General features: G+C 56.8%; 20 protein-coding genes and 3 pseudogenes. 8 read left to right on the top strand and 15 right to left on the bottom strand.

Translation table 11 applies throughout. The annotated features are described in order from the left end of the window. Window positions 1-7 precede the first annotated feature (7 nt). Window positions 8-1,357: a Na+/H+ antiporter NhaA gene (gene nhaA / locus SLW75_RS03890; RefSeq protein ID WP_410933581.1), complete on the bottom strand. Its 1,350-nt coding sequence runs from the start codon at window positions 1,355-1,357 to the stop codon at window positions 8-10. A 154-nt stretch (window positions 1,358-1,511) separates the two neighbouring features. On the opposite strand from nhaA, the gene SLW75_RS03885 reads away from it, so the two are divergent. Then, window positions 1,512-2,765, top strand: coding sequence for an ATP-binding protein (locus tag SLW75_RS03885; RefSeq protein ID WP_369305680.1), 1,254 nt, complete (start codon window positions 1,512-1,514; stop codon window positions 2,763-2,765). A gap of 187 nt (window positions 2,766-2,952) precedes the next feature. Beyond that, on the top strand, window positions 2,953-3,915 hold the full coding sequence (locus SLW75_RS03880; protein ID WP_369305679.1) for a tyrosine-type recombinase/integrase: 963 nt from the start codon (window positions 2,953-2,955) through the stop codon (window positions 3,913-3,915). Between the two features lie 511 nt (window positions 3,916-4,426). Here the strand turns inward: SLW75_RS03880 and SLW75_RS03875 are convergent. The 6 genes and pseudogenes from SLW75_RS03875 to SLW75_RS03850 form a co-directional block, all read right to left on the bottom strand. Next, window positions 4,427-5,839, bottom strand: a pseudogene (locus tag SLW75_RS03875) (transposase). A gap of 112 nt (window positions 5,840-5,951) precedes the next feature. Further along, complete coding sequence (locus tag SLW75_RS03870) at window positions 5,952-7,808, bottom strand: DUF3325 family protein (RefSeq protein WP_410933580.1); 1,857 nt, start codon at window positions 7,806-7,808, stop codon at window positions 5,952-5,954. Further along, window positions 7,808-7,975 carry a DUF3649 domain-containing protein gene (locus SLW75_RS03865; protein WP_410933808.1) on the bottom strand — a complete coding sequence of 56 codons (168 nt, stop codon included), beginning with the start codon at window positions 7,973-7,975 and terminating at the stop codon, window positions 7,808-7,810. Before SLW75_RS03865 ends, SLW75_RS03870 begins: the two co-directional genes overlap by 1 nt. A 155-nt stretch (window positions 7,976-8,130) precedes the next feature. Continuing rightward, window positions 8,131-10,518, bottom strand: a complete 2,388-nt coding sequence (locus SLW75_RS03860; RefSeq protein WP_369305676.1) for a TonB-dependent siderophore receptor — start codon at window positions 10,516-10,518, stop codon at window positions 8,131-8,133. Between the two features lie 118 nt (window positions 10,519-10,636). Continuing rightward, window positions 10,637-11,578, bottom strand: coding sequence for a FecR domain-containing protein (locus SLW75_RS03855; RefSeq protein ID WP_032703268.1), 942 nt, complete (start codon window positions 11,576-11,578; stop codon window positions 10,637-10,639). Then, window positions 11,575-12,102 carry a sigma-70 family RNA polymerase sigma factor gene (locus tag SLW75_RS03850; protein ID WP_410933579.1) on the bottom strand — a complete coding sequence of 176 codons (528 nt, stop codon included), beginning with the start codon at window positions 12,100-12,102 and terminating at the stop codon, window positions 11,575-11,577. Before SLW75_RS03850 ends, SLW75_RS03855 begins: the two co-directional genes overlap by 4 nt. A gap of 726 nt (window positions 12,103-12,828) precedes the next feature. Here SLW75_RS03850 and SLW75_RS03845 point away from each other — a divergent pair. Next, on the top strand, window positions 12,829-13,389 hold the full coding sequence (locus SLW75_RS03845; RefSeq protein ID WP_192173822.1) for a hypothetical protein: 561 nt from the start codon (window positions 12,829-12,831) through the stop codon (window positions 13,387-13,389). Window positions 13,390-14,130: 741 nt separating this feature from the next. On the opposite strand, the gene SLW75_RS03840 is transcribed toward SLW75_RS03845, so the two are convergent. From SLW75_RS03840 to SLW75_RS03820, 5 genes are all read right to left on the bottom strand, one after another. Next, window positions 14,131-14,355 (bottom strand): Arc family DNA-binding protein, encoded by a 225-nt coding sequence (locus SLW75_RS03840; RefSeq protein WP_369305674.1) that lies wholly within the window; start codon window positions 14,353-14,355, stop codon window positions 14,131-14,133. A 12-nt stretch (window positions 14,356-14,367) separates the two neighbouring features. Next, window positions 14,368-14,616 (bottom strand): hypothetical protein, encoded by a 249-nt coding sequence (locus tag SLW75_RS03835; protein ID WP_369305673.1) that lies wholly within the window; start codon window positions 14,614-14,616, stop codon window positions 14,368-14,370. 688 nt (window positions 14,617-15,304) lie between these two features. Continuing rightward, window positions 15,305-15,613 (bottom strand): putative quinol monooxygenase, encoded by a 309-nt coding sequence (locus SLW75_RS03830; protein ID WP_369305672.1) that lies wholly within the window; start codon window positions 15,611-15,613, stop codon window positions 15,305-15,307. 241 nt (window positions 15,614-15,854) lie between these two features. Further along, window positions 15,855-17,939: a calcium-binding protein gene (locus SLW75_RS03825; RefSeq protein ID WP_369305671.1), complete on the bottom strand. Its 2,085-nt coding sequence runs from the start codon at window positions 17,937-17,939 to the stop codon at window positions 15,855-15,857. A gap of 1,439 nt (window positions 17,940-19,378) precedes the next feature. Then, the gene (locus SLW75_RS03820) at window positions 19,379-19,585 is read right to left on the bottom strand and encodes a hypothetical protein (protein ID WP_369305670.1); all 207 of its coding nucleotides are present in this window, start codon (window positions 19,583-19,585) and stop codon (window positions 19,379-19,381) included. A gap of 203 nt (window positions 19,586-19,788) precedes the next feature. Between SLW75_RS03820 and tnpA the strand changes: the two genes are divergently transcribed. Both tnpA and tnpC read left to right on the top strand, forming a co-directional pair. Further along, complete coding sequence (tnpA, locus tag SLW75_RS03815) at window positions 19,789-20,115, top strand: IS66-like element accessory protein TnpA (protein WP_369305669.1); 327 nt, start codon at window positions 19,789-19,791, stop codon at window positions 20,113-20,115. Further along, window positions 20,078-21,644: pseudogene (gene tnpC, locus SLW75_RS03810) on the top strand (IS66 family transposase). The gene tnpA and the pseudogene tnpC overlap by 38 nt, the downstream one beginning before the upstream one ends. Window positions 21,645-21,744: 100 nt before the next feature. Here tnpC and SLW75_RS03805 read toward each other — a convergent pair. Next, entirely contained in the window at window positions 21,745-22,185 is a 441-nt protein-coding gene (locus SLW75_RS03805; protein WP_369305668.1) for a GFA family protein, read from the bottom strand. A gap of 121 nt (window positions 22,186-22,306) precedes the next feature. Here SLW75_RS03805 and SLW75_RS03800 point away from each other — a divergent pair, with 121 nt between their 5' ends. Both SLW75_RS03800 and SLW75_RS03795 read left to right on the top strand, forming a co-directional pair. Then, on the top strand, window positions 22,307-23,203 hold the full coding sequence (locus SLW75_RS03800) for a LysR family transcriptional regulator (RefSeq protein ID WP_369305667.1): 897 nt from the start codon (window positions 22,307-22,309) through the stop codon (window positions 23,201-23,203). Window positions 23,204-23,354: 151 nt separating this feature from the next. Then, a complete protein-coding gene (locus SLW75_RS03795; RefSeq protein WP_369305666.1) occupies window positions 23,355-23,492 on the top strand; it encodes a hypothetical protein in 138 nt (45 codons plus the stop codon). Window positions 23,493-23,781: 289 nt separating this feature from the next. On the opposite strand, the gene SLW75_RS03790 is transcribed toward SLW75_RS03795, so the two are convergent. Both SLW75_RS03790 and SLW75_RS03785 read right to left on the bottom strand, forming a co-directional pair. Beyond that, window positions 23,782-24,570 carry a methyl-accepting chemotaxis protein gene (locus SLW75_RS03790; RefSeq protein ID WP_407073268.1) on the bottom strand — a complete coding sequence of 263 codons (789 nt, stop codon included), beginning with the start codon at window positions 24,568-24,570 and terminating at the stop codon, window positions 23,782-23,784. 69 nt (window positions 24,571-24,639) lie between these two features. After that, a pseudogene (locus tag SLW75_RS03785) lies at window positions 24,640-25,407 on the bottom strand (MCP four helix bundle domain-containing protein); the annotation flags it as partial. Between the two features lie 155 nt (window positions 25,408-25,562). Between SLW75_RS03785 and SLW75_RS03780 the strand changes: the two are divergent. Continuing rightward, window positions 25,563-25,772, top strand: coding sequence for a hypothetical protein (locus SLW75_RS03780; protein WP_192133378.1), 210 nt, complete (start codon window positions 25,563-25,565; stop codon window positions 25,770-25,772). Window positions 25,773-25,951 lie beyond the last annotated feature (179 nt).

Raw genomic sequence — 25,951 nt, 5'->3', positions numbered from 1 at the left:
GTACCAACTAACGACTGGCCGGCTTTCTGAAGTTGAACAAGCCCCACAGCAAACCCACCACTGCAGACGCAGAGGAAGCGCATAGCACGCTCAGCTTCGCTGCTGCCAATAAACGGTCGTCGTCATAGGCAAGGCCCGCGATGAAAATCGACATCGTGAAGCCAATGCCGGCGAGCAGGCCTACCAGTATCACCCCGCGCCAAGTCACCTGTTCAGGCAGTTTGCAAAGCCCCGTGCGAACCAAGAGGCAAGTAGCGAGCACCACGCCGATGGGCTTACCAAATACCAACGCCATTACGACGCCATAGACGACCGGAACCACAGCTGCATCGCTTAGCTGAGCACCATGGACATTGACCCCAGCATTCGCCAGTGCGAAAAGCGGCATGATCACGAAAGCGACCCACGGATGGAGAGCCTCCTGAACTCGTTGCACAGGGGGCATCACTTCACGCTCGGCAAGCCGGATTTGCTTGAGTGGTGCTGAGACCTTCTTCTCGCCCTGGTCTACCCGGTGCGTGAGATCTCGGAATGCCTGAGACATGATTTCGAGTGGCCGCTCCCGAGACGGTGCCGACCATACAGGTGTTACAAGCCCAAGGATCACGCCGGCCAGTGTTGGATGCACACCGAGCTTGAGAAGGCCTCCCCAGACAATCGAGCCCGGCAGCAAGTAGAGCCAGGCCGAGCCGATTCCCATCCTTTGCATCACAAAGACAAGCGCGAGACCTGTGCCTGCGATCGCCAGCCCCACAAGATGCAGGCTTGCGGTGTAGAACAGCGCGATGATGAGGATTGCAGCAATGTCGTCGATGATTGCAAGAGCCAGCAGAAAGACTCGCAAGTTGGCTGGAATTGATTTGCCCAGCAGAGCAAGAACTCCCACGGCGAATGCGATATCGGTTGCGGTCGGGACTGCCCAACCGTGTGCAGACGCCGTACCCATGTTGTAAGCAAGGTAGACTCCTGCAGGGACTAGCACACCACCCAGTGCCGCACCTAACGGGAGCGTTGCCAGCTTTGCGTTCGACAGAGCGCCGTCTTGGATCTCTTGACGAATCTCCATTCCGACCACGAGAAAGAAGATGGTCATTAAGCCGTCATTGACCAAGAAGTGCAGCGACTGACCCACGCTGAAGGATCCGATGGTGATGGCGACTGTGGTGTGCCAGAAGGTTTCATAGGAAAGGCTGGGCGAGCTGTTGGCCCAGAGCAGTGCAGCGATAGCGGCGAGTACAAGAACGACGCCACTGAGGGCTTCGATATGACTGAATCGCTCGACCGCAGCCAATGCTCGGCTGGTGAGGATTTGCGGCCGGGGGATAACAGTCGATGCGGGCGTATTTGGCGCAGGCACGGGTATTCCTCACCGGCGGCCCGACCGATATTGGAATTTAACCTGCGGATCAGCACATCGCTTTACGCACCCAGGTGGATTGTACGCACGGGCTAATGGCTATCGCAAAGTTTAGAGAATTCCTGCTTCCTGATTCCTGCAGGAAATTGAGACAATGCAGGTCGGCCATCCGGCTGCATGCTTCTCAACGCACAGGTACACCATGGCGCTTAATTCTGATCGCCGGATTACACAAGGTCCTTGGAACGCTCGTTACAGCCAGGATCTGATTGAACACCTTCCCGTCGGGCTCTATATCTGCGATCGAAATGCCGTCGTTGTTGCTTACAACCTCAAAGCAGCAGAGATCTGGGGAGAGACCCCAGTCAAGGGTGATCCCGAGGTGAAGTTCTGCGGCGCTCACAGACTTTATGCAGGTGACGGCACCTACCTGCCCCATGACCAGACGCCAATGGTGCAGGTTCTGGCCACAGGTGAGCCCGCACTGAATGTCGATGTGATCGTTGAGCGGCGTGACGGTAGCCGTCGCAACGTTATTGCAAACGTCACGCCTCTTTTTGACGAAGGTGGAGACCAGATCGGCTTCGTTAATTGCGTGCAGGACGTCACCTTCCTTAGGCAGCGTGAGGAAGAGAGGGTCCAGATGATCAGCGATCGGTTTCAGGCTCAGAAGATGGAAATCGTAGGCCAGCTCACCACGGGCATCGCGCATGACTTCAACAACATGCTGACGGCCGTAACGGGCTCGGCAAGTCTCGCTGAGCATTACCTTAAAAACGATAAGCCCGACCATGCAAAGAAGCATCTGGCCAATGCACTGCGCGCGTCCCAGACCGCGAGTGCGATGACAGCCCGGCTTATGGCTTTTTCCAGACGGCACAAGCTGGGTTCAGAAGTGATCAATGTGAATCCGTTAATCACTTCGCTAATTGAGCTTGGTCGTGGAAGCTTGGGATCAAAGGTCTTATATGAGACTGAGTTGGCGTCCAACCTTTGGCTGACGAAGGTCGATCCACACCAACTGGAAAGCGCCGTATTCAATCTGATGGTCAACGCCCGGGATGCGATGCCAGCAGGGGGCACCATTTCGATTCGCACCTCCAATGTAGATGTCAGTGAACAGATGGCTGCCAAGGGCTCCCTACTGGTAACCGGTCAATCGTGTGTGCGAATTCAGGTGTCTGACACGGGCACCGGAATGCCTGTGGCGCTTATCGAGCGGATCTTCGAACCCTTCTTTACAACCAAAGAAGAGGGAAAAGGCACAGGTCTCGGCCTGACGATGGTCTACGGGTATGTCATCCAGGCGGGAGGATGCCTTACGGTTGAGAGCCAGGAAGGCCACGGCACAACTTTTTCGCTGTTCATGCCGAGAGACGTTCTTCCAGAGGTCGACGCGGTCATCTGAGACAGAGCAGGTTTGCCCGCAATCAATCAGGCTAGCTGGCTAGGCTGGCCTTACTTGCCGGTGTAAGAAATACGTTATCACCGATTATTACCGTTTATCCGATCTTCGTACGCCGAAATCTTAGCGCGGTGTTTTTGTGACTGGGATGACCATTAGTGATCGTAGCGGTGCCAACAGAGAGATAGATATGCAGGAACTGACGAAAACCGCCCAGAACGATCAGCGTAGGCTGACGGCGGTCGAATTTCAGGATTTGGCTCGGGTACCCGCTGCAGTCGAGTGGTTTGCCAACCTCGACAACCCTCGAACACGACGCGCCTACCAAAATGACCTGGAAGACTTCTGCGGTTTTGTCGGTTTGGCTTCGGCCGATGAGTTTCGTGTGGTGACCCGATCGCACGTTCTGGCCTGGCGCGCCCAGCTCGAGCATCGCGGTTTGGCCGGCGCCACGATCCGCCGCAAATTGGCCGCGCTGGCCAGCCTCTTTGATCACCTCCTGGAGAGCAATGCGATCGCCGGCGGCAATCCCGTGCACGGGGTGAAACGACCCAGGATAGAAAGCAACGAAGGTAAGACGCCGGCACTGGGTGATCACCAGGCCAAAGCGCTGCTCGAGGCGCCGGATGAAGCAACACTTAAAGGGCAGCGCGACCGGGCGCTATTGGCTGTTCTTCTCTATCACGGACTACGCCGTGAAGAAGCAGCGCTGCTGCAGGTGAGCGACATTCAGGAGCGCCGCGGGATCCAGCATCTAAAGGTGCACGGCAAAGGCGGCAAGGTTCGGTACCTGCCACTGCACCCGGTGGCGGCTGGACGCATTCATCAGTACCTGGAAAGCTCAGGGCATCATTTGGCGGACAGGAAGGTGCCGCTATTCATCCCGTTGCGGGGCAAGTTGACCGGCGCCGGTATCACAGCCAACGGCATCTATACGGTGGTCGCAGCCTACGCGAAAAAGGCCGGTATTGAGGTCGACGGCCTAGGCGTCCATGGACTCAGAGCAACCGCAGCCACCAACGCCTTGGAGCATGAAGCCGATATTGCCAAGGTCCAGGCCTGGCTGGGTCACGCCAATATCAGCACGACCAAGATCTATGACCGGAGAGAGAACCGGCCAGAGGATTCTCCGACCTATAAGGTGAAGTATTAATAGAAGGAGTTGAGGACTGAGCAACAACTCACCCACGCGCATTGTCGAGAATGTGGTGTAACGCTACCCAAGGATGATGACCTTCCACATCACTGCCTCCGCAGGTATCGGTGTGTAGAAATGGGATTTCGCAGTCTTCCAGTGCTTGGCTTTCCATGCAGCCAGTGCATACAGCACGTCCTGCAACGATCGACCATCGACCGTTCCATTCTTCAATACCTCGTTCAGTCTCCACTTCTCCGACTCCTCAGCGTACATTTGATAGATGCTGAAGGTAGCCCTGTGCGGGCCTGTTTGATACGCCCAAAACCATGCCCTTGTTTGGGGGTAAGCCATGCGCAACAACCAATAAAGCAACGCGTGTTGGTCGGCGTGTTACCGGCAGCTTTTGGCCAATTCTGTTGAAAAAGTCGTTTTTTCAGGAAACGTGACGCTGAGCTTGGCCTCATCAAAGAACCTATTCACCACTGTTAAGTGGTTTTTCGGTACTTCGTTGACCGTTGCTGCTTTGTCAGTGAGTTAATTTGAGGGTTTTTGCTGATTTCGGGCGCACCCATCCTGTGGTTGGCGGCCCGTGAGAGATGAGTTTGGCCAGTCGGCGCAGGTTCTGTACCGCAGCAGCTAATGTGAACTCATCAGTCGCGCCACTCATGCCGCGTAGTCGCAAGCGATCCAGTTTCAAGATGCGCTTGAGGTGGGCAAATAACATTTCTACTTTCTTACGTTCGTGACGAGAGCGCACATATTCCGGCGTCTTCGCGATTTGCCGAGCCACATCGCGAGCCGCTTCATGAACACTGCGGGCGATCTTACGAACCGCAGTGTTGGGGCAGCACTTGGCTTTCATCGGACATGTCGCGCAGTCGGTTTGGCTGGATCGGAAGTTGATGGTGTTGGCTTTCGTCACGTGTGAGCGCAGGTTCTTGAAAGCTCGCCATTCGCTACGTAATGCCTTAGCAGGACAGCGATACTCCTCAGCGTCTTTGTTCCAGTGGAAGTCGCTGATCGAAAAACTGTCGCCCTTACGCTCGGTTTTATCCCACACCGGCACATGCGGCTCGATATCTTTCTCTTCCACCATCCAGGCCAACATCGGTGCTGTGCCGTAAGCGGTAACGCCGATTAAGCGATCCGGTTTGATGTCGAACAACTCTTCGACTCGGTCAATCATGGTCTTGGTGCTCTCAACCTCGGCGGTTCGATGAGCTGGTGTCGGCTCTACGTCCATGATCACGCCATGCTCGACATCAATCAGGTAGTTCGTGGAGTAGGCGAAAAACGCTGGGCCACCCGGGGCCGCCGTCCAACGGGATAGGGGATCAGTCAGCGAAAAGCGCTTGGGAAGTGCTTAAGCCAGCGCCTCTTCATCGAGTGCTTCGAGGTACTCACGGACAGCACGAGTGCTCAGAGACGGGTCGCGCCAGTTGATCTCTTCATCGCCAGGCACGCCACGTTGCCGACTCGCGTCCGCCTTGATGATGCTGGCGTCCACGGCAAAGCCTTCGCCCTTTACCAGACCCGCGTCCATGCAGCGACGCAGCACCTCATTAAACAGCCAGCGAAACAGATCACTGTCCCGGAAACGGCCGTGTCGATTCTTGGAAAACGTCCAGCGATTGCGAACTTCATCCTCAAGGCTTAACCGGCAGAACCAGCGATAAGCCAAGTTCAAATGGGCCTCTTCACACAAGCGCCGTTCGGAGCGAATGCCATAGCAATAGCCCACGACCAGCATGCGGATCATCAACTCAGGATCAATCGAAGGACGCCCAATCGGGCTATAGAAATCGGCGAGATAGTGGCGCAGGTCGCTCAGATCGAGACACCGATCAATGCTGCGCAGCAGGTGATTTGTTGGGATGTGGTCTTCAAGGTTGAACGAGTAAAACAGCCGATCCTGCCCACTCGATAACTGTCCCATCATGCTGCGTACTCTCCCGCTGGCCGATGAGCAGATTTTGCCTCAGGCCAAGCAGGAGAGCTACTGTTTCAACAGAATCGGTCGATAGCGGACGGTCAGTGCAGCGTCAAACCTCTCAAAAAGAAAACTCGATGGTCACAGCCGTTAAGAACACCGTCACCGCTGTCTTCCCGGCCAGCGTAATGAGACGCGGGAAATAAGCCAATCCCACGCTAATAGTGCAGCTCAACACCGCGAATGTGCAGAACCACATGACCCATGATCGGCCATCTGGCGCACTCGCTATACAAAAGAGTAACGATCCCGCAATGCCAGTGAACCCCAACCAACGCAACGCCCGCTGGCTGGGCCATATCGGTCGGTTGTTAAAGACGTCACGGTAGTGTCTGTTTAGCGACAGGCACAAGGCCGTCAGGGCCGCGTATAGCAAAGCGCTCCATGTCAGCAGGCTCATGAATGCCTCTCGCGTCGGGGGGGGCCTTGAACCCGGCGCACGAGTTTGTGGTATGCACTGCTGCGCAGGTTGGTAGAGCCGCCAGGCCACAACCGCAAAACTCATTCCCAGCAGTCCGCAGACCAGGTTCAGCCCGTTTATTGGATTGGGACCTGTGAGGATATCGAGCACAGGTAAACCACCACACGTCAACGCACACAGCATTGCCTGCTCTCGCCAGGCATGTTGGGTCAACCGCATTTGAGCGTGCAGTAGCGTTAGCAGCCAGGTGCAGAAAAAGGCCTGTATTTCACGAATATCCCGAGCGGGCATATCGCCGGGCAGTAGCCGGTTGGCCCAGAGAAACGCAGCCATCGCCGTGGGCAGTCCGAGCATTGCCGCGATGTTCAGGCCTTCAATATGCCGATAGACCCCACGCCTTGAATTGCCTCTGTGTTTGACCACCCACAGCTGCAGCCCTGTGGCAATCATCGCGCAGCCGCCCAGCCCACTGAGAAATAACAACACACGCAACAGCGGATCGGCGAAATGCGCCAAGTGCAGCCCGTACATCACACCGTAGAAAGCCTTGACGGGCCCCGTTGACGGGTTCGTGCCGACCCACTCACCACCCACGCCGTCCAGCACCAGCCGTTGCGGCTGCGATGAGACGTGATCCAGGGTGTCCCTGAACAGCTCGACGCGGGCATTGACGGCTCCAGGCGCAGTGATCGACACACGAGCAATATGCTCTTGACCCCAATGCTGCCGGGCTTGCTGAATGAGGGTTTCGGGCGAGGCCAAAACGGCCCTCCCGAGCGCCGGCACCTGCGGGGCACTGAAGTCGCGAATGTCACGAAAGAACGCTGCGCGATCGGGGCCATAGACCAGATCGACGCCCCACGGGATGTACATGAACATTAAGGTGATCAGCCCGGTGTAGGTGATCACTGCATGGAACGGCAGCGCTAACACACTCAAAGTATTGTGCGCATCGAGCCAAGAGCGCTGGCCCTTGCCTGGCCTGAAGGTGAAGAAGTCCTTGAAGATGCGCCGATGGATAATCACGCCACTGACGATGGCGATGAGCATGGCCATGCTGGCAACGCCAACGATCCAGCGGCCGATCTGCGACGGCAGGCTGAGCTGAAAATGAAACCCGTAAAAGAAGTCTCCGCCAAAGGTTTTGCGCGGGGTTAGCGTCTGCGTGGAGGCTGGATCAAGCCACTCGCTGTTGTAACGCCGCTCCCCTGCACCTTGCCACATGACCTGAGTCACAGGCAGACGCGTCGTGGGCAGATCAATCAGCCAGGAAGCAGCATCCGGCGCACACTGCTCCAACCAGTCCATCGCTTGTTTGAGTGAAGCGGCCTCGCTGATCGGCGCCGAGGGGCGAATTTCCGGGTGCATCCAGGCGGTGATTTCACTGCGGTAATAGCTGGCAGTGCCGGTCATGAAAATAGCCAGCAACAGCCAGCCGACAACCAGCCCCGACCAGGTGTGCAGCCAAGCCATGCTTTGACGCAATCCTTCTTTCATCACGCATCACCGGGCAGGGAGACGGCGGACAACCACCCATAGACGCCCCCGAGCAGCAACATCGCGGCAAGCAGCCCCAGCCAGGCGCGCCTGGCCGAGCGTGCCGCGAAAACCCATATGGCTGCAAGGCACAGAATCAGGAAGGCAGGCAACGTCGCTGCCAACACGGTCTCGGCGCGAGGCTGTAACACGACAAGGGGCAACCCGATGGCCAGGCAGGCGGTGAACAGCGCGGTGACGGCGTACCCGCCTATCACCGCTGCGAGGATTCTTGAGAATACCCCTAACCTATAGCGAACGGACAGCTGGGGCCTGCCATGCCTCACCACTGGTAGCTCACAGAGCCGATGACACTGCGCTCGTCGCCGTAGCGGCACGAGGTATTGCACGACAGGTACGACTCATTGGTCAGGTTCTGGGCCTTGGCAGTCAACTGCCAATGGTCGTCGATGTCATAGCTGACCCGTGCATCAAAGCGGGTGTAGGCCGGGATCTTGCGATCAGTGACGGTCGGTGTGGTGCGGGTGGTACCGGTGTACAATGCGCCCACGCCGATCTTGACCTGCGGCAGACCGAACGCAGCCAGACGATAGTCCGTCCAGAGCGAGGCGTTGTGGTAAGGCACCCCTTCAAGGCGTTTGCCAATGTTGGTGACGACGTTATCTTCCAAGACATGCGCGTCGGTATAGCTGTAGCTGGCCGTCATGCTCACGGTGTCAGTCAGGTCGGTCTTGGCTTCGAGTTCCAGCCCCTTGGAGCGGCTTTTGCCATACTGCTCGTACTGCGCGTTCAGGGCGTTGTAGGTGATCGCGTTGGTCTGTGTCAGCTCGTAGACCGCCGCGCTGAGCACCGTGTTGCTGCCCGGTGGCTGGTAGCGAATGCCGACCTCGTATTGCTCGCCTTCGATCGGGTCGAACGTCCCCGCGACGCCAGGGTTGGCAACATCGGCCGGCTGGAACGACTGGCTATAGCTGACATAGGGCGCTACGCCGTTATCGAACAGGTACAACAGCGCGATACGGCCGGTAGGTTTCTGGTCACTGCGTGGCGTACGGTCGCCATTGACGAAGGAATAATTACGGCTTTCTGCCCAGTCCTGGCGACCACCCAACAGAAACACCCAATGATCGTCAAAGGTGATCTGGTCTTGAAGGTAGAGACCCACCTGACGGCTGTGGATATCCCACCCGGATTCGGGTGCGGTGTTCGCCCCTACCCCGGTGTAGGCAAAGGTCGAGAGGTTCAGGCGGGGAGCAAGTTGCGCCACTGTGGCGCTGATGTGGCGATGGGTGTCGTAGGTCTTGTGGTAGTAGTCCACACCCGCCAGTAGTGTGTGGCGCCAGCGGCCCGCGTCGATCTTCCATTCAACGTTGTTGTCGCTGGTCCAGCCGGTGGAGGTTTCTTCACGTTCGCTGTAACGGCGGTTCAACGTGTTACCGGAAATGCTGAACGGCAACAGGTAGTTCCAGGAAACCCTGGATTGGTAGTAGCGCAGGGCGTGACGTACTTTGAGCGTGTCGCTAAAGCTGTGTTCGAACACGTAGCCCAATGTATCGATGCGGCTGTTGAAATGATCGTAACCGGGCTCGCCCACAAAATCGTCGCGCCCGATCTTGCGTCCAGGGTTTGGACTGTAGGTGGTCATGGCGTAAGTTAGCGGCGGCGTCAGCCCGGTGAGTGCTTCGGTGTGGCTGGCGAGCACAGTGAGAGAGGTATCGTCGTTCGGCTTCCAGGTGAAAGAGGGTGCGATGTAGCGCTTGTCGTCGCGAATGTGGTCTACCTGCGTGTCAGCGTCGCGCCACAGGCCGTCGAGCCGATAGGAGAATTCACCCTGTTCATCCAGCGGGCCGGCCAGGTCGAAGGTGTACTGCTTGCGATCATGGCTACCGTATTCGACGCCGACCCGATGCAACGGGGTGTCGGTGGGCCGCTTGCTCACGGCGTTGATCATGCCTCCCGGCGACAGCTGCCCGTACAGCACAGACGAAGCGCCCTTGAGCACTTCGGCGCGCTCCAAACCAAACGGCTCAATGCCGCCGTCGTAGACGCTGGACTGCAATTTCATGCCGTCGAGCAGAATACTGCCAGTCCCGGAGCCAACGTTGAAACCGCGCAAGGTGTAATCGTCCGCCACCCGGCTGAAACCATTGGGCTGGCTTACAAACCCTGGCGTGTAGCCCAAGGCATCTGCCAAGGTGTCACTCTTGCGGTCGTCCATTTCGGCGCGGGTAACTACGGAAATCGATTGCGGCGTCTCAATCAGTGGCGTGTCGGTCTTGGTCGCACTGGCGGCACGTTTGGCCACATAGCCATAGACCGGACCGTAGGCCGACTCCTGATCGGACACTGCATCGATGTTCGACACACCCAACATCAGCGCACCGGTTTCCGGCTGCACGCTCAGCGCGCCGCTGCCACTAATCAAAAGCGACAGTCCGCTGCCCTGCAGTGCCTGCTCGACGGCCTGCTCTGCTGTCAGTTGGCCGGAAACTCCATGGGCCTGTCGCCCTCTGACGTCATCCGGCAGGAACACCACCTGGCGACCACTGCGCTGACCGATCGCGATAAGCGTCGCCTCCAGAGGACCTGCGAGCCAGGCGTACATCTGGCGCCCCGCCGCGCTGACCGGCTCTGCAGCAAAAATGATGTTTACAGGCGTAACGACAATGCTGACAGCAATGGCCAAAGGGCAAAGGAACTGAGGACGCATGGGTGAATGACTCTCCGGTGTCAGGACAGAACAGCTGCAAACGGCGCAGCACTGTCTTGCTTGTGCGATGAGCCAGCGAAATATTAAGAGCCTATTGAAAAATTTTTTCTTGCGGACCTCAGCTCAGGGACACACGGGTCCAGAACCCCAGGAAATGCTCGACCCGCAGCGGCAACACATCAGCCATTGCAGCCAGCGCCTGTTCACTTTGATCGAGGCTGAACACGCCGGAGATTTTCAGTCGCGCAGCTTTGGGGCTGAGGGTCAACACGCCTCGGTGATAAGGTCGCAACGCCTCGATGACCGTTGCCAGCGTCTGGTCGTGAGACTCCAGCATGCCCTGCGACCACGCTGAAGCACTGTTCGCGGACCTGCCGATCGGCTCGATACCTCTGCCGGTCAGCCGTACACCCTGCCCCTCTGCCAACGTCGCACCCGAGCCGTTGATGTGCGTTACCCGCAGGCTTTTCTTCAACGCCCAGATACGGGACTCCTCCGGCAAGAGCATCATCATGCAGCGTCCTTCGGCCATGCTCGCAGTACCTAGGCGAGAACACAGCCGCAGGGCATCCCGCTCGCTGGCCCGAACGTCGGCAATCACACCGCCATCAAGCAATTCAACATCACGCTTATGTGCCCCGAAACGCAGGTTCACTGCACTTTGCGCGTTGAGCAGCAGAGACGAACCGTCTGGCAGAGCGATGCGTTCACGCTGGGCGGTGCCGGTACTCAAATCTGAGCGCAGTCCCGCCAGCCCCCTCCCCGGGCCGGTCAGACAATAACTGCCAGCTGCCAACCCGCATAGCCCCAACGCCCCTCGCAGAAAGGCACGACGACGAACCAGTCGGTCCTTGGCCAACATTCGGCCCGACACACCGTCAACGCTGGCAAACGCTGCCTGCAACCGAAGCTGCAACTGTTGCCAGGCCTCCTGATGGTGTCGGTCGGCCGCAAGCCACTGCTCGAAAGACAGTTGCTGCTGCGCATCGAAAAACCCGGAACGCTGATAGGCCATCCAGGCAATGGCTTCATCCACAGCAGCAGGCAGTACAGCAGTCATAGCCGCGCTTCGAAACAGGCACGCAGCCCCTGGACCACGTACTGATGAACACGCGGCACGGACACGCCCAGCTCGCGGCCGATTTCAAGGTAAGTCATGCCATCGAGCTGGCTGTACAAAAACGCCGCCCGGGCCCGGGACGACAGTCCCTCAAGCATACGATCAATCTCGACCAGGGCTTCGACCGCGAGCGCTTGTTGCTCTGCTGACGGGGCAAACTGCTCAGGCTCGCCGGCCAACGTCTCCAGATAGGCACGCTCCAGATCGCGGCGGCGCCAACTGGCGTACACCAAGCGCTTGGCAATGGTCGTTAACAGTGCCCTAGGCTCGCGAATCGAATGTGGATCATCCAGTGCTACCACGTGAGCAAAGGTTTCCGACGCCATGTCTGCGGCATCGCTGGGGCAACCCAATCGCGCCCGCAACCGGTCGAACAACCACCCATGGTGATCGCCGAACAGCTGATGGAGCAGGCTTTGGCGGGCGGTCAAGTTGACGCTGGCGACACTGGAATTGACTGCCATCGAGAGCATCACTAATGGAAATGGTTCTCAATTCTGTCAAACCCAATCTGCTCTCGCAATAAAAGTCATTGGCAGGACAGAAAAAGACCGCCCAGATTGGCGGCGATACCGAGATTCGCTATCGCTTGACGATAATTTCAGACACCACAACAGGAGTTGGTCGTTCCACGCCTTGGACTCTGCCATGAACGCCCGCTAGAAGGCGTACCAAGTGCTAGAGCGGCGAAAGCCTTATCACCAGCAGAATCACCAGTTGGGTGTTTATATCCTCCATGTTGACGCTCTACTTGTAAAATCATGCCAAAAGGCAGCTTGACATAAACGATGGGCACCTCTGGTTGAGCCGGTCTGCATCTTGCGTAATTAATTTGCCTGAGCAACGCCTGGGGTGCCGCCGCCTTCGCCACGTTTAAGCATCCGGCGATAGGAGGACGGAACCATATCGACTATCAGAAAATTTTAATCGTGCCATGCACAAGCCTCATACATCGGTTTGATCACGCGCTACCCCACGCGCTCTTGCGTCTTTTCCTGTGTTCTTAGAGGGCTTACATGCTGTCAATAAAGTGCGATCGCTTATTATGTCATTGCGTTTACTTGCCGGGCTGATCGTGTCGCCTGTCAAGAGAAGAGAGAGAGGGGAGGCATACCCTAGTGCCGAAATACCCCTTGCGTGTCGATCGCCTTGATGGCTAGAGTTGGGCACCGAAAACCGCAGGTAACGCAATGGAACTGCTTGATATTTACCTCCCTCATTACCATTTTCGTGAGCGTCACGCCCTCGATATTCGCGCTACCGCTGCCCAAGTAATGGGGGCTGTCGAAAGCTACGATAGTACCGAGGATCGACTCGTTCGGGCGATGACCGCGTTGCGCGAGATGCCGCAGCGGTTAATTTGGAGGCTAGGTAATGCTCCCGCTAGCAATCGTCCGCCATTCAGTCTTGAAAACTTTACCAACCTTGGAACCATTCCTGATAAAGCTCTCGCATTAGGTCTGGCGGGGCGCTTTTGGAAGCTAGACTACGGCCAAGAAATCGTCCCGGATGCTGAAAGTTTTAAGCATTTCGAACAGCCTGGCGCGGCGCGTCTAGTGCTCGGATTCAGCGCCAATGAACTTGGTGACGGTCTCACCCGCCTTGTTACGGAAACACGCGTGCAGTGCCTTGATGCCGTTGCCCTGCGCCAATTTCGCCCGTATTGGTACCTGATACGCCCCTTCAGCGGGCTGATTCGTAGACGTGTGCTTAAAGCCATCAAACGGGAAGTGTGCAGGATTCATCGCTAAAATTCACCGCAACTTCGGAGGTATAGGTACCCGGCACTTCGAAGAACTTATAGCTGCCTTCATCCACTTATAAGATGTCGATGTTATCGCCGGCCGGTACGGTGCGCGGCTAACTCTTTTTCCTTAGTCGCGATGCTTGAGGCCCACTGAAAGCCGACAGTTGCGGGACTCAATACTCCCCTGCCTGAAAGGCCAGCACGCCCGATCTTTCATGCTGGGAGTTTGCCCGACGATCGTCAGCTTGACCTTCTGCGGAGACTCAGCCCGAGGAGGGATAGAGGGGCTGTGATGAAAGGTGACGATGTTGTGAGCGCCCGTGGGAACAAAGTTCTGGTTATTGAAGCTGGTTTGCCGAGGCCCGGGGTTAGGACCCGTGTCCAACGATGTTGGACTCGAGCGTATGACAGAGCCCCTGTCCACTTCTGCGTTCAACACCTGAGCTTTGGATTCCATCGACGCGACTCCTCGGTGGGGCTCCGATCGGGTTGACCACAGCAAAGCGCTGACTCCAATAACACTACCTATTGCTAGGCACGCGACAAGACTTTGCACGCAGGGCCTGTGGCCTCTTCGGGTAATTCGTTCCGGGGCATCACTGAGTTCTGCTTTCATCCATGACCTATCTATGATCTCTTTTTGCACATCGGCAACATTCTGGAAGCGATCTTCCCGTTGAACTCTCGGACGCGAAAGACGCGCCCTGCTACTGCCAAAGACATGTGGTGCACAGCAGACTTTTCTCTAACTTTCTGCCTGAACTTCCAACTTGGCGCACAGCGCTTTTAGCATGACGTTGTTTTCAACCACTAAATCGATTTTCTCAACCTCACGTAAGCTTGTCGCCAAACGTGCGATCATTTCTGCGTTGAGGCTGCGGTTATTCACCACCGCGCAGTGTTCCAGCCGTTCGCGCAACTCTGTCGGCAGTCGGAATGGATACGGGGCAGATTGCTTTTTCGTACTCATCGACTTTTCCTACTAACTTTCAAAAAAAGCCGCTACCCAGCCTTTTGCACCGTTGTATTCATCACCGCCTTCGGCAATGAAAATGTGATCTGTTTCATTCACAGCGTATACGCCTGGACTCTCATCGCTCGCGTCACGCAAGGAATCCTTCCAGCCGTACACTGCGCCTTGCCAGATCAGCACGACGCCGCCACGATGATCCTGGTTAGCATTTCGCCATTTTCTGGCAGTTGCACGAAGCGTTTCACTAAGATTGGTCACGGCTGATTTTCCTGGACGATCTGAGGTCCGATGATGCCCTGTTACTACTGACAAAGCCCGCACGGGGAGGACTTGTGGTGGATGCAGCGACATGTCCGTTATTTGTGTTGGTGGTGGACTGGGTGAATTGTCGCCGTGGTTACCATCAGCCATCAAGCCCTCAGGCGCGATAGCCGCTTTTCCTGCTCGATCACGGTACGATCACGGTATTCCTCTACGGCCACAGCCCCACTCGTGACGGGAATTGGGCGTTGCTCAATTTTTCTTACCTACACAGCTGCATCGCAATGGCATCGAACTCACGGTCAAAGCTAACTTTCTCTGCCGCGCTCAAGAAACCCTGCTGCTCGACGAACCGATTAGTTTCATGCCGGACGTTCTCTACACGCTTCACCATGCGCTGTGCTTCAACCTCGGTAATACCACGGCCTTTTTTCTTGAGGTACTGATATCGGCACTTAGAACATTCGCTCTTACTGAGATATGTGCTTGTCCTGGATCGCTGATCTGCCCGCCAGTCTCGCCGGCTGTTTCTTGTTGGTTTTAGATGTCACAGCTTGGAAGATTGAGGCTTTGCTGTGCAGCTGTAGCGGTCAGGCTAAAAACAAACAACGAAGTGAAGAAAATATGTTTCATGACTCATTCCCTTTGATCGGATGTCAATCACGCGTGCATGGCACACCACGACCTAGACGATGCTGCCCGGCAATTGATTAAGGCGAATCTGCTGCATGGGCTCGGCTAGGATATTTTCCAGAACCGGCATAGCGTTTGTCAGGGTCGGGGCCTTCATGTGCGCTTGCAGTGCCGCTTCATCGTCCCAGCTTTCGTAGGAAACAAAGCGGGTGGGGTCTTCGAGATCCGTCAACAGCGCATAGGCCTGGCACCCAGGCTCGTGCTGGAATTGCGGCAGGGCGGATTGCAGCAGGTTTTTCAATTGCGCTTCCTTGCCTGGCTTGGCTTTCATGATCGCGACGACGTTAAGAGGTGAAGTCATGTGGGGAGTCCTGGGAATGCCGGCGCCGGAATGGAGCCGTCAGCGCATGAGACATGCCACGTAAGGTATTCATTCAGAAAAAACAGCGAGGCTACTGTTACTGCGCCGCCACCCTTTTTCATTTTCGTGGAGTCGCTGTAATCCAAGGACTCCTTTCGCCTTGGATTACATCGGCCAGCCAGCGGAAAGGCACGTTGGTCACCACCCCCAGCTCCCAAAATCCCGCTAGAGTTATTTCTAACTACAGCATTTCAGTTGAGTCGATGGACGCGCTAATTACGCCCACCAAAGACACTTGCACCGTGGAAGCGAAGATCATGTCGGTATTGCCCAGGTCCTGGGTCCAGTCGCCGGTGAGGGCGATTTCGAACCGATGGCCTTGAGCGTCCGCTTCCACATCCTTCAGGTAGGTGCGGTCCAGATCGTGGTTATAGACCATCTTCAGCGTCGTCCCTGTGCCGTCTCCGAAACCCGTGTAGCCCAATGCCGACACGTCGATTTTGTCGTTGTTGTTGGCGAACCGGTCAATCAGGTCCACGAAGCTCTGGGTGTCGGTGCGGTAGCTGTCAGTGGCCGAGGTGTAGCGGAACACGTCAGCGTCATTGATGCCGTTACGGCCGTACACCGAAAGGTTCGGATCGTCGCCGCCGCTCAGATGGTCGGCACCCGCGCCCCCGATGATCACATCCGAGCCTCTGCCGCCGTCGATACGGTCGTTGCCAGCCAAGCCGTAAATGACTTCCGACATCGCGGTCCCTGTGATCACGTCCTTGGCAGCCGTTCCTTCGACGGTGGGGGCCGTGAACACCAGGTTGGTGCTGTTCAACTGCCCCGTCAGGTTGCCTTCGAGCGCCAGTTCAAAGCGCTGCCCGTCGGCGTTGGCATCGAAACTTTTCAGGTAAGTGCGGGTGCCGTCAGCGTTGGCCTGGATGGCCAGCGTGCCATTGTGGCCGTCGCCAATGCCGGTGAAGCCCAACGCAATCAGATCTACACGGTCTTGGGAGGCGTCGAAGTCCAGAATCCGGTCGCTGCCGGTTTCCGTAGCGGTACGGTAGCTGTCGCTGATCTGAGTGAAGCGGAAAATGTCTGCGCCCGTCCCGCCTGTCAGCACGTCACGGCCACCCGCGCCTTGCAGCACGTCGTCACCGCCCAGGCCGTGGATGATCTCGGCCGTGTCGTTGCCAATCAGGTGATTGGCCTCACTGGAGCCATCCACATGGTATTGGCCGTCCTGGCTGCCAAAGGTGGTGTCCAGGCTGCCATCGGCGTTCAATCGGGTGATCACGTCGCCGGCGATCAGGATTTTGCCATCGGGCTGAACGACTACCGAGTGGGCATAGTTCTTATCGCCGTGAGGCACCTGGACGGTGAGCTTGCCATCACCGCTAAAGGAGGTATCGAAGGAGCCGTCCGCATTCAGCCGCAGTACGTTGAAGGCGGTATTGTCATTGCTCTCGCCGGCAATGATGATCTTGCCATCGGCTTGCACGGTCATCGCAGCGCGGTAGTCCAGCCCCAGCGCGGTATCGAAGTACACCACGCCGTCCACGCCAAACGCGGTATCCAGGTTGCCGTCGGCTGCTAGTCGCTGAACGGCGTAAACCGGATCGCCCGGGTCGTGGGGACCGTCGGAGCCCACGTACAGCCAACTGCCGAGCAATACGCTGCCGTCTGGCTGCACAACTGTGGCGATATTGCCGGTGCCGTAATGCCCGGTCGGGTTGAGGACAAGTGCGCCGTCGGTACCGAAATCCTCCGCCGGAGCCCCGCTGCTGTCCAGCTTGAACACCACTGCTTGGGCGGTGCCGCGAAGGCTGACATACACCGAGCCATCCGCCGTCGCGTACATCACCAGGCCGTCGTAGTTGAAGGGCGGGACCATTGCTGCGGCGCCGTCGTGGCCGAAGGTGGTGTCCAAGGTGCCGTCTACATTGAAGCGTTCGACCTTCAAACCGCCAAGCCCCGGCTGCGCGGCGAGCACTTTGCCGTCAGCCTGCACCGCCATGACGTAGTCAGCATAGGCTTCCGGATCCAGGTTGCCGGGCACGAGGGCAATTCCGTCCTGGCTGAAACTGCTGTCCAGACTGCCGTCACTATTGAGGCGCACCGCCGTGAAGCTGCCGCGTGTGCCATAGCTTTCATCGCCCGGCGAGCCGGGGTAACCAATGGCGGTCTGGAAGCTTTCGCCACCGACGATAATCTTGCCGTCAGGCTGAAGAATGACGCTCCAGGTTTGATCGCCCCCCGTGGAGGGGTCGACCTGCACGGTGCCCGGACCGCTTCGTACGGTGTAATCGATGGTGGGCTTGCTGTCTGTTGAAGCCATGACATTGTCCTTTTGGCATGGAACCCGATGGATTGGGAAAAAGCTTGGACGGGTCCGTTGAATCTGACCTTGGTAGGATCTATTAATGCGAACTTTTTAGGCTCTGGCTCACCACACCAACTGCACCCCGCGGCAGAAATTCTCGGAAAATTGGGATCCCCGTCCTTCTGCAGCTGCTTTCTCGTGAGTCAGTTGTGGCCTTCCACAGAAGGCCCCCAGACTTCACGCAAAGTCCGGGGGACTATTTAACGGATATCCCGTTATGCGACGCCTTAGGTTGAAGTCGCTTGAGAACACTCCGACTGCCGTGACTGGTGTCACGGGACCGCGTTTAGAATCCTACGACGAGTTCTGGGCAAAGCAGAGGATCATGGGGCGCAGTGGCAGCAGAGGCGCTACAAGGGCCAGGGCACGCGAAGAGCCCCCTCAGTGACCAATAGATCGTCGGGTTTTGGGGCTTGAAAAAGGCCGGCTTTGCCGAGTACCGGCGCAGGTGTTGATAGCCTTGCTGTCAATTGAGAGGCGCCTAATCCCCTTTGGGCGAAAAAAAGCCGCCCCAACCGAAGCTAGGGCGGCTTTTCCCTCAGTTCAATCCTTTACAACAGATCGTTCCAATGGTCTCGCAAAAACTCATAGAGGTGATAAGCCCCTAATCCGTTTCTAACGAGGTCCCACATACGCTTAAATTTCTTATACATACTTTGGCCTCCTACAGTGAGGCCAATCCTCCGGTGGGCTTGTCCGGCTTACCACCCACCTTCGGGAATACATTGCGAATGCATCCACTGAGGCGGCCGGGGGTGAACCCTTCACAGCACCGGCCCGGATCTCACCCCGTTTGAAGAGTATGAAACCGTTATTTCCCAGGCCAGACCTCGTGGACGACTCACTTTGCAGGGAACCCGTCGACTGGCATGGTACTCGATTTTTAATAGCTCGCAGCGCTGTAACACGAAAATTTACTGCAGCCGCAGCCCCGCCTGCTGAAGATGCGAAACCGGGGGTTTAAGCACGCCAGAGGCGTTGTGCCCCTTGGGCTTCCCCCCCTGCCAGCCCCCGGCTTAAAACCGCTACCCTTTACCTAAAACCCAGGTTACCCCCGGGCTACTACAAGGGAATGCAATGACATAGTTGTTATCAACGTCAACCAGCAGTAAGATGTACCCATTGCGAATGCATCCACTGAGGATGTGCAGGAATCGGCCTCACCGAAGCCTGCGACAGAAAAACCGCCATCTCGGGCGGTTTTTTTGTGCATGCCGTTTAATTCCGCGCAAAGAAATCCCGCCTGAGCGGGGCCCGTATACGCCCGTCCTGGGCAAGGGGTTAGTAATCGTCGCTGGGTGGCTAGGCTTCCGGTCCCTTACAGCGGGCTCGCCAAGCCATAAACGCCAAAAATTCTAAGGTCAAGCATAAGGTATTGAGACCTAAGCGACAGCTCACCCTCGAGCAGTGTCGAGAATATGGTGGAATGCACCCCATGGATGTTTGCTTTCCTGATCGCTGACAGCGCATGCGTCGGCATGACAGAAGGCTTCTTCGCAATCTTCCAACGCTTGGCTTTCCATGCAGCTGGTGCACACCGCCCGACCGGAGACGGTCATCCATCGGGCGTTCCATTTTTCAATACTCCATTCGATCTCCATGATCCTATTCCTTGGCCTGCATTTGTCAGAGCCGACAGTACCTCCAGTGGAACCGGATTGATACGCTCGAAAACATACCCTTGGATGAAGACAATCCAGGGTATCCGTCCGGCCAAGTCATCTACCGGACTCCGCAAAGCCAAGACATGGTGTGCACTTAATTTTAAGTGGGCACCAGTTCTAGCCTTTTAAGCGGGTATTTTATGCAGCCGACACGCCGTTCCTACTCCAAATCCTTCAAAGTCCAAGTCATTCAAGAGTGCGCCCAGCCTGGTGCCTCGATTGCCAGCGTCGCGCTGAGCCATAGCCTCAACGCAAACCTCGTCCACAAATGGATTCGGGTGCAAGCGCAGAAAAGCACAGCGCTGCAACCTGCATTTATTCCGATGCCCATGCCGCCGACCGGAGCAAATTCGCAAGCTGCACCATCGAATTTTTGCGTTGAGATCCAGCACCCGCGTGGCACCGTCAGAGTGAACTGGCCCACTGAGCATGACTTCGCTACCCAATCTCGATCACCTGCCCCCTGAACAACTGCGCGCCTTGGCGGCGCAGTTGATGCGGCGTGTCGAGACGCTCAACCACCAGGTCGAAACGATGGGTAAAACCGTTGAGACGATGAGCAAGAAGATCAACCGTGATCAAACAGTCATTGAGAAACTGACTCACGAGATCGCTCAGCTCAAGCGTTTGAAGTTTGCCAAGCGCAGCGAGCAGATGAATCCTGAGCAGGCCAGTTTGCTCGATGACTTGATCGACACCGATATCGCCGCGATTGAAGCCGAGCTTCAAGCCTTGCAAACAGTACCAGCGGCGACCAAGAAAAAGCAGAAGCCCAAGCGCACTGCACTACCGGCTGAGTTTCCGCGCACACTGATCCATCACGAACCGGACAACACTCACTGCCCGTGCGGTTGCGCCCTCAAGCGCATCGGCGAGGACGTCAGCGAGAAGCTGGATTACACGCCCGGCGTGTTTACAGTTGAACGCCATGTGCGTGGTAAATGGGTCTGCGATGACTGCCAAACCCTCATTCAGGCACCCGTTCCGGCGCAGGTTATTGATAAGGGCATCCCGACTGCGGGCCTACTTGCCCACGTCATGATCGCCAAGTTTGCCGACCATCTGCCGCTTTACCGTCAGGAATCGATCTTCGGTAGAGCGGGCCTTGCGATTCCACGCTCAACCTTGGCTCAATGGGTGGGCATGACGGGCGTACAGTTGCAGCCTCTGGTCGATGCGTTGTGCGACGTAGTGCTTGGGCAGCAGGTTATCCACGCCGATGAAACACCGGTGCAGATGCTCATGCCGGGAACAAAGAAAACTCACCGTTCCTATGTTTGGGCCTACGCCACCAGCCAGTTCTCGGATGTGGCAGCGGTGGTTTACGACTTCAGCCCTAGCCGCGCCGGAGAGCATGCGCGCAACTTCCTGCAAGACTGGAGGGGCAAGTTGGTCTGTGATGATTTTGGCGGCTACAAAGCCAGCTTCGAACTTGGCGTTACCGAAATCGGGTGCATGGCCCATGCACGGCGTAAGTTCTTCGAACTGCACGCTACGAATAAAAGCACGCTTGCTGAGCAAGCCCTGCGCTATATCCAGTTGTTGTACGAAATCGAAAGTGAAGTCCGCGATCTGGAGCCGGATTTACGGCGCCGAATACGGCAAGAAAAAGCTGTCCCGGTGATGGACATGCTGCATGCTTGGATGCTCGCCCAGCGCGATCTCGTGCCCGAAGGCTCGGCCATCAGCAGAGTACTCGATTACAGCCTGAAACGCTGGGCAGCGCTGTCGCGCTACCTTGATGACGGGGCCGTACCCATAGACAACAATTGGGCCGAAAACCAAATCAGGCCATGGGCGCTTGGACGCAAGAACTGGCTCTTCGCAGGGTCGTTGCGCAGCGGGAGACGGGCGGCGGCGATCATGAGCTTGATCCAATCTGCGACTGAATGGGCATGATCCGTACGCCTATCTGAAAGACGTTCTCACGCGCCTACCGACGCAGCGGGCGAGTGAGATTATGGAGCTGCTACCGCATGAGTGGGCGCCCGTTTAACTGCGCAAGGCAGGTTCACCGGACACGAATATTGTTTGCTTGGGACAACATTCACAAGGAGTCCACTGGATAGGGTTTCAAAACGGCAACGCAGCTGCGCTTACTTATCCCCGGATCTAAATTTAGACATCAGTGCTGGATAATCCTGCGGATCCGGGAATGCTTCATAACTGACCGAAGCTCCGGTCGTCACCCAAGGTAATTTCTCTCTCGTCCAGGTTTCCATGAACGGCAGGTACTGCTGCGGGTTTTCCAACAGGCTACTTCGCACACCTACGTACTCGTCGACTCCGGCGGGCCGGGTGAATAGCCAAGTTAGACAGTGTGCGCAGAAATAGTGGCGAGTCGAGCCATGTAGACCACCGATAACAGTTTCGCCTTGGGTCACTGCGAAGCCTGCCGCAGGAAAAAGTGCCGTCAGAGAAAATGCGCTAGCGGACATTTTTTGACATCCGACGCAATGACAAGCAGTAGTCATGACAGGTGGGCAATCGGTCTCAAAAGTGACGTGTCCGCAACGGCAGGTTCCCGAAAATATCATGAATTTTATCTCGTGGTGCGCGGATGGGCGCTGGATGGCCAAAGTAGGGTTAGGGAAAGCATGCGCGAGTCTGGGTATGATTGAAACTAATCAAACTTACCTAGCAGCTCACAGGAAATGTATGAATACACCGCAGCTTCATTGGGAAACTCAGCGCGTTTTCCTGGCAGTCCTGAGAACCGGCAGCCTTTCCGCCGCTGCAAGAGCACTGGGCGTGGCGCAAGCCACTGCACGACGCCGTATAGACGAACTGGAGCGAAGCGTCGGGATGAGCCTGTTTGTACGCTCGCCAAAGGGGTTGATGCCCACTGACACTGCGAGAGAGCTGGTTGGCCATGCCGAGTCCATGGCCTTGGCCGCCGAGGCATTCACCCGTGCCGCTTCCGCCGAAGCCAGCGTGCCAGGGGGCACCGTGCGCGTAACAAGCAGTCGTTTAATGAGTGTTGAAGTACTGCCTCTTCTATTGCGAGATGTTCGTAATGCGCATCCGGAGTTGAGGCTGGAACTGAGCGTCTGCAATCGCCAAGAGGATCTAGCGCTGCAAGAGGCCGATGTCGCGGTGCGTATTCATCGCCCCACCGAGTCTGCGGTGGTGACCCGCCATGTCGGGGATCTTCGGTTAGGGCTGTACGCAACCGAAGAGCTGGTAGCGCTGAATGGCACTCCTCGCTATGAAAGCGAATTAGACAAGTATCCGCTGATTGGCCCGGATCGCAACCTGACGGAGGTAGCATTCTTGGAGCAACAGGGCTATTTGTGCACGGCGGAACGCGCGGTCATTCGTACTGACGATCATCTGGCCCAATTTGCAGCGCTGAGGGCGGGACTGGGAATTGGGATGTGCTCTAGCCAGTTAGCGAGTCGGCATGGGCTGGTGCGAGTGCTACCGAAACTGGTCGATTTTAAAGTAGGTGTATGGATTGCAATGCACCACGACCTCCGGCGAGTAAGACGTATCGCATTGGTGTTCGATGTCTTGGCGCAATCGCTGTCGCGGTTTCTGAAAGCCTCCGAATAGCCGCTATAGTTAGACACTGCCCGTCGAAAATCATAGGTTCTGGCCAAATACTGCTTCTCGACGATTCGTATCATGCTTTATCTATCGGCTCTAAATGTCGTAGGTGACTTCGCCAGACGCTTACTCTATATCCAGGTTGCCGGTGGAGCAAATGCCGCTGCAACTGACTTACTATGAAAAGGCCCTCGAACTGTCGGAAAGTCAGGGGGCCTATTTAACGGATATCCCGTTACACGCAGTCAAGACGCAGCAAGATGCCGAAGGGCTGAGCGACGCTTTGGATCGATAGCGGTCGGCCGTGGATCACTGCTTTCGACCCGCAGCCGTCTGTGACGATGCTTGAGGCCGATTGAGGCGTGGCATTTCGCGATTCGATACTTCCCTGTCTATAAGCCCAGCACGCACATTCTTTCATGCTCGGCGACTGCCGGACGATCGTCAACTTGGGTTTCTTTGGAGCCTCTGGCCTTGGCGAAAGATCGGAGCTAACTCGAAAAGCGACCACATTGTCAGCGCCTCTAGGAATGAAGTTCCGATCGTTGATCGGTCAATTTTCCATACTAGATTAAACGCTAATTTCAGGTCTTGAAGCGCGCTACCATCTGATTCAAGTTCACCGCTAACTGCGAAAGCTCATTGCTGGCGGCCAGGGTTTGCTGCGTGCCTTCGCTGCTCTGCAGCGCCAAGTTGCGAATGCTCACGAGCGCGCGGTCTACTTCGCGAGCTACATGAGCCTGCTCTTCCGCGGCAGTGGCGATCTGCTGATTGCGGTCATTGATCAGTTGCACCGAGTCGGCGATGACTTTCAGTGACATCCCGGCTTCGTCGGCAGTGCGCTGCGTGTTGTGTGCCTCGATGGTGCTGCTGCTCATCGAATCCACAACCAGTGACGTGCCTGCTTGGATACTTGAAATCATCTGTTCGATTTCCAGAGTTGAGGTTTGTGTGCGATGAGCCAGTGCCCGAACCTCATCAGCCACCACGGCGAAGCCTCGGCCTTGCTCACCAGCGCGGGCCGCTTCGATCGCGGCGTTCAAGGCCAGCAGGTTGGTCTGTTCTGCAATGGCACGGATCACGCTCAGCACCTTGCTGATGTCCTGCGCTTGACCAGCGAGGCCCTGTACCTGTTCAGAGGTCATTTCCACGCGGTCCGTTAGGCTGCGCATGGCATGTAGGGTTTCGCCGACTTTCTGGTTACCGGTGGCGGCAGCGCGTGTGGAGTCCTTGGCCGCTTCGGAGGTGGAGTTAGCGTTAAGCGCGACCTCATCGACGGCGGCGCTCATCTGGTTTACCGCCGTGGCGGCCTGCTCGATCTCACTGTTCTGCTGCTGCAGGGTGAGGCTGGCGCTCTCGGTGATGGAAGTCATCTCTACTGCGGCGGAACTGAGCTGTGCGGAAGCATCGGAGATCTGCTCTATGGTGCTTCGCAGGTTGCCTTGCATGGTGTTTAGCGCGCGCATCAACCGCGCAGATTCGTCATTACCCTTAACCTCCAGGATAAGACGCAGGTCGCCGTCGGCGATTTCCTCGGCCATTTTCAGCGAGGCGCTCATAGGCTGGACAATGCTGCGAGTCAGCAGGGTGGCGAGCACCAGCGTCAGCACCAGCGCGGCGAGTACCACACTATCGACGATGGTGATGCTGTGGGCATACACCTCAGTGGCGGTCACGCCTGCTGCTGCAGCGCCGTCGGTATTGTGCTGGCGCAACTCATTGAGTTTGACCTGGTACGCTGCGGCACGGTCGCGTTGTTCAGTGTTGGCGAATGTCACGGCCTGCTCATGCTGGGTAGCGTCAAGATCGACGACGCGTTGCAGTCCATCAAGATAGGTCTTCATCAGCGCCGCTGCGGCCTCGAATTTGGCCCCTTCTTCTGGGTCGGAAATGAGGTTATTGCGGTAGAAGTCGGTGCGCTCGTTGAGCATGCGCTTAGCGTCTTCCAGGTGCTGCACGGCGGTCGCTTGCTCTTGGGGATTCGAAGTCGCCAGAAGACGGATGCTCTCTAGGCGCGCGCCGAGCAGGGCGATCTGGATGTCGTCGGCGGTCTGCACGCTGATCAGCCAGTTCTTTTCGATGTCCTGCTCGGTGCCACGCAGCTTCCCTAGCTGCACGTATGCGAAGCCGCCGAGGGCAATGACCAGCAGCGTGATTAAACCGAAACACAAGGCGGCACGGGGCGCAATATTTAAAGAACGTAGGTTCACGGTGCAACTCCGAAGGGCAAACGCAGAAACTTTCTGCGTTCTGTACGGAAGCCATCGGCAATGAAAAACATAAATTTAGAACAAGGGTCAATTACAGCGGTATCAGTGCGGCCAGGTAGCAAGCAATATCGTCGAACCGTCATCGTTGTATCCGAATGTACATCAACAAGATCAAGGTTGTGCATCAGCGTCAGGGGGTGGGCCAGGGATTGCTCTGGCACCTTTGGCAGATCCATCGACTGCCGATCGTGCCACTGTACGAGTACGAGCTGTCATGCGGCTTCTGGGATAAAGCGCGTCTGCGATTCGACGCTGTAGGTGCCCAACTGCTCGATCAGCTGGCAAGCCTTCCCGATACGAATTAAGAGGCGTTACGTTGACGGCATCTAGTACCGAAATCTGACAAAACCCAAGGTCTTTGGGGGGCCGCTATCGACCCAAAGCGGCCATTGGCATCGAATGTCAAACACCTAAAGGCTACCGCGTAACGATGTGTATTGACCCGTTTCTTATCGCCGCTTCGTCGATACCGGCCCATTGCCCG

This window comes from Pseudomonas sp. W5-01, assembly GCF_046540435.1.
Classification (GTDB): domain Bacteria; phylum Pseudomonadota; class Gammaproteobacteria; order Pseudomonadales; family Pseudomonadaceae; genus Aquipseudomonas; species Aquipseudomonas graminis_B.
The sequence above is the reverse complement of the archived record's forward strand: the minus strand, read 5'-3'. Positions and strand labels throughout refer to the sequence as shown.

Coding starts and splice junctions, on each gene's coding strand:
- SLW75_RS03805 (WP_369305668.1), bottom strand. CDS start 22,185: ATGATATTTTCGGGAACCTGCCGTTGCGGACACGTCACTTTTGAGACC.
- SLW75_RS03825 (WP_369305671.1), bottom strand. CDS start 17,939: ATGGCTTCAACAGACAGCAAGCCCACCATCGATTACACCGTACGAAGC.
- SLW75_RS03885 (WP_369305680.1), top strand. CDS start 1,512: ATGCAGGTCGGCCATCCGGCTGCATGCTTCTCAACGCACAGGTACACC.
- tnpA (WP_369305669.1), top strand. CDS start 19,789: ATGCAGCCGACACGCCGTTCCTACTCCAAATCCTTCAAAGTCCAAGTC.
- SLW75_RS03830 (WP_369305672.1), bottom strand. CDS start 15,613: ATGACTTCACCTCTTAACGTCGTCGCGATCATGAAAGCCAAGCCAGGC.
- SLW75_RS03780 (WP_192133378.1), top strand. CDS start 25,563: ATGTACATCAACAAGATCAAGGTTGTGCATCAGCGTCAGGGGGTGGGC.
- SLW75_RS03880 (WP_369305679.1), top strand. CDS start 2,953: ATGCAGGAACTGACGAAAACCGCCCAGAACGATCAGCGTAGGCTGACG.
- SLW75_RS03820 (WP_369305670.1), bottom strand. CDS start 19,585: ATGGAGATCGAATGGAGTATTGAAAAATGGAACGCCCGATGGATGACC.
- SLW75_RS03860 (WP_369305676.1), bottom strand. CDS start 10,518: ATGCGTCCTCAGTTCCTTTGCCCTTTGGCCATTGCTGTCAGCATTGTC.
- SLW75_RS03795 (WP_369305666.1), top strand. CDS start 23,355: ATGCCGCTGCAACTGACTTACTATGAAAAGGCCCTCGAACTGTCGGAA.
- SLW75_RS03855 (WP_032703268.1), bottom strand. CDS start 11,578: ATGACTGCTGTACTGCCTGCTGCTGTGGATGAAGCCATTGCCTGGATG.
- SLW75_RS03850 (WP_410933579.1), bottom strand. CDS start 12,102: ATGGCAGTCAATTCCAGTGTCGCCAGCGTCAACTTGACCGCCCGCCAA.
- SLW75_RS03800 (WP_369305667.1), top strand. CDS start 22,307: ATGAATACACCGCAGCTTCATTGGGAAACTCAGCGCGTTTTCCTGGCA.
- SLW75_RS03790 (WP_407073268.1), bottom strand. CDS start 24,570: ATGACTTCCATCACCGAGAGCGCCAGCCTCACCCTGCAGCAGCAGAAC.
- SLW75_RS03870 (WP_410933580.1), bottom strand. CDS start 7,808: ATGAAAGAAGGATTGCGTCAAAGCATGGCTTGGCTGCACACCTGGTCG.
- SLW75_RS03845 (WP_192173822.1), top strand. CDS start 12,829: ATGGAACTGCTTGATATTTACCTCCCTCATTACCATTTTCGTGAGCGT.
- SLW75_RS03840 (WP_369305674.1), bottom strand. CDS start 14,355: ATGAGTACGAAAAAGCAATCTGCCCCGTATCCATTCCGACTGCCGACA.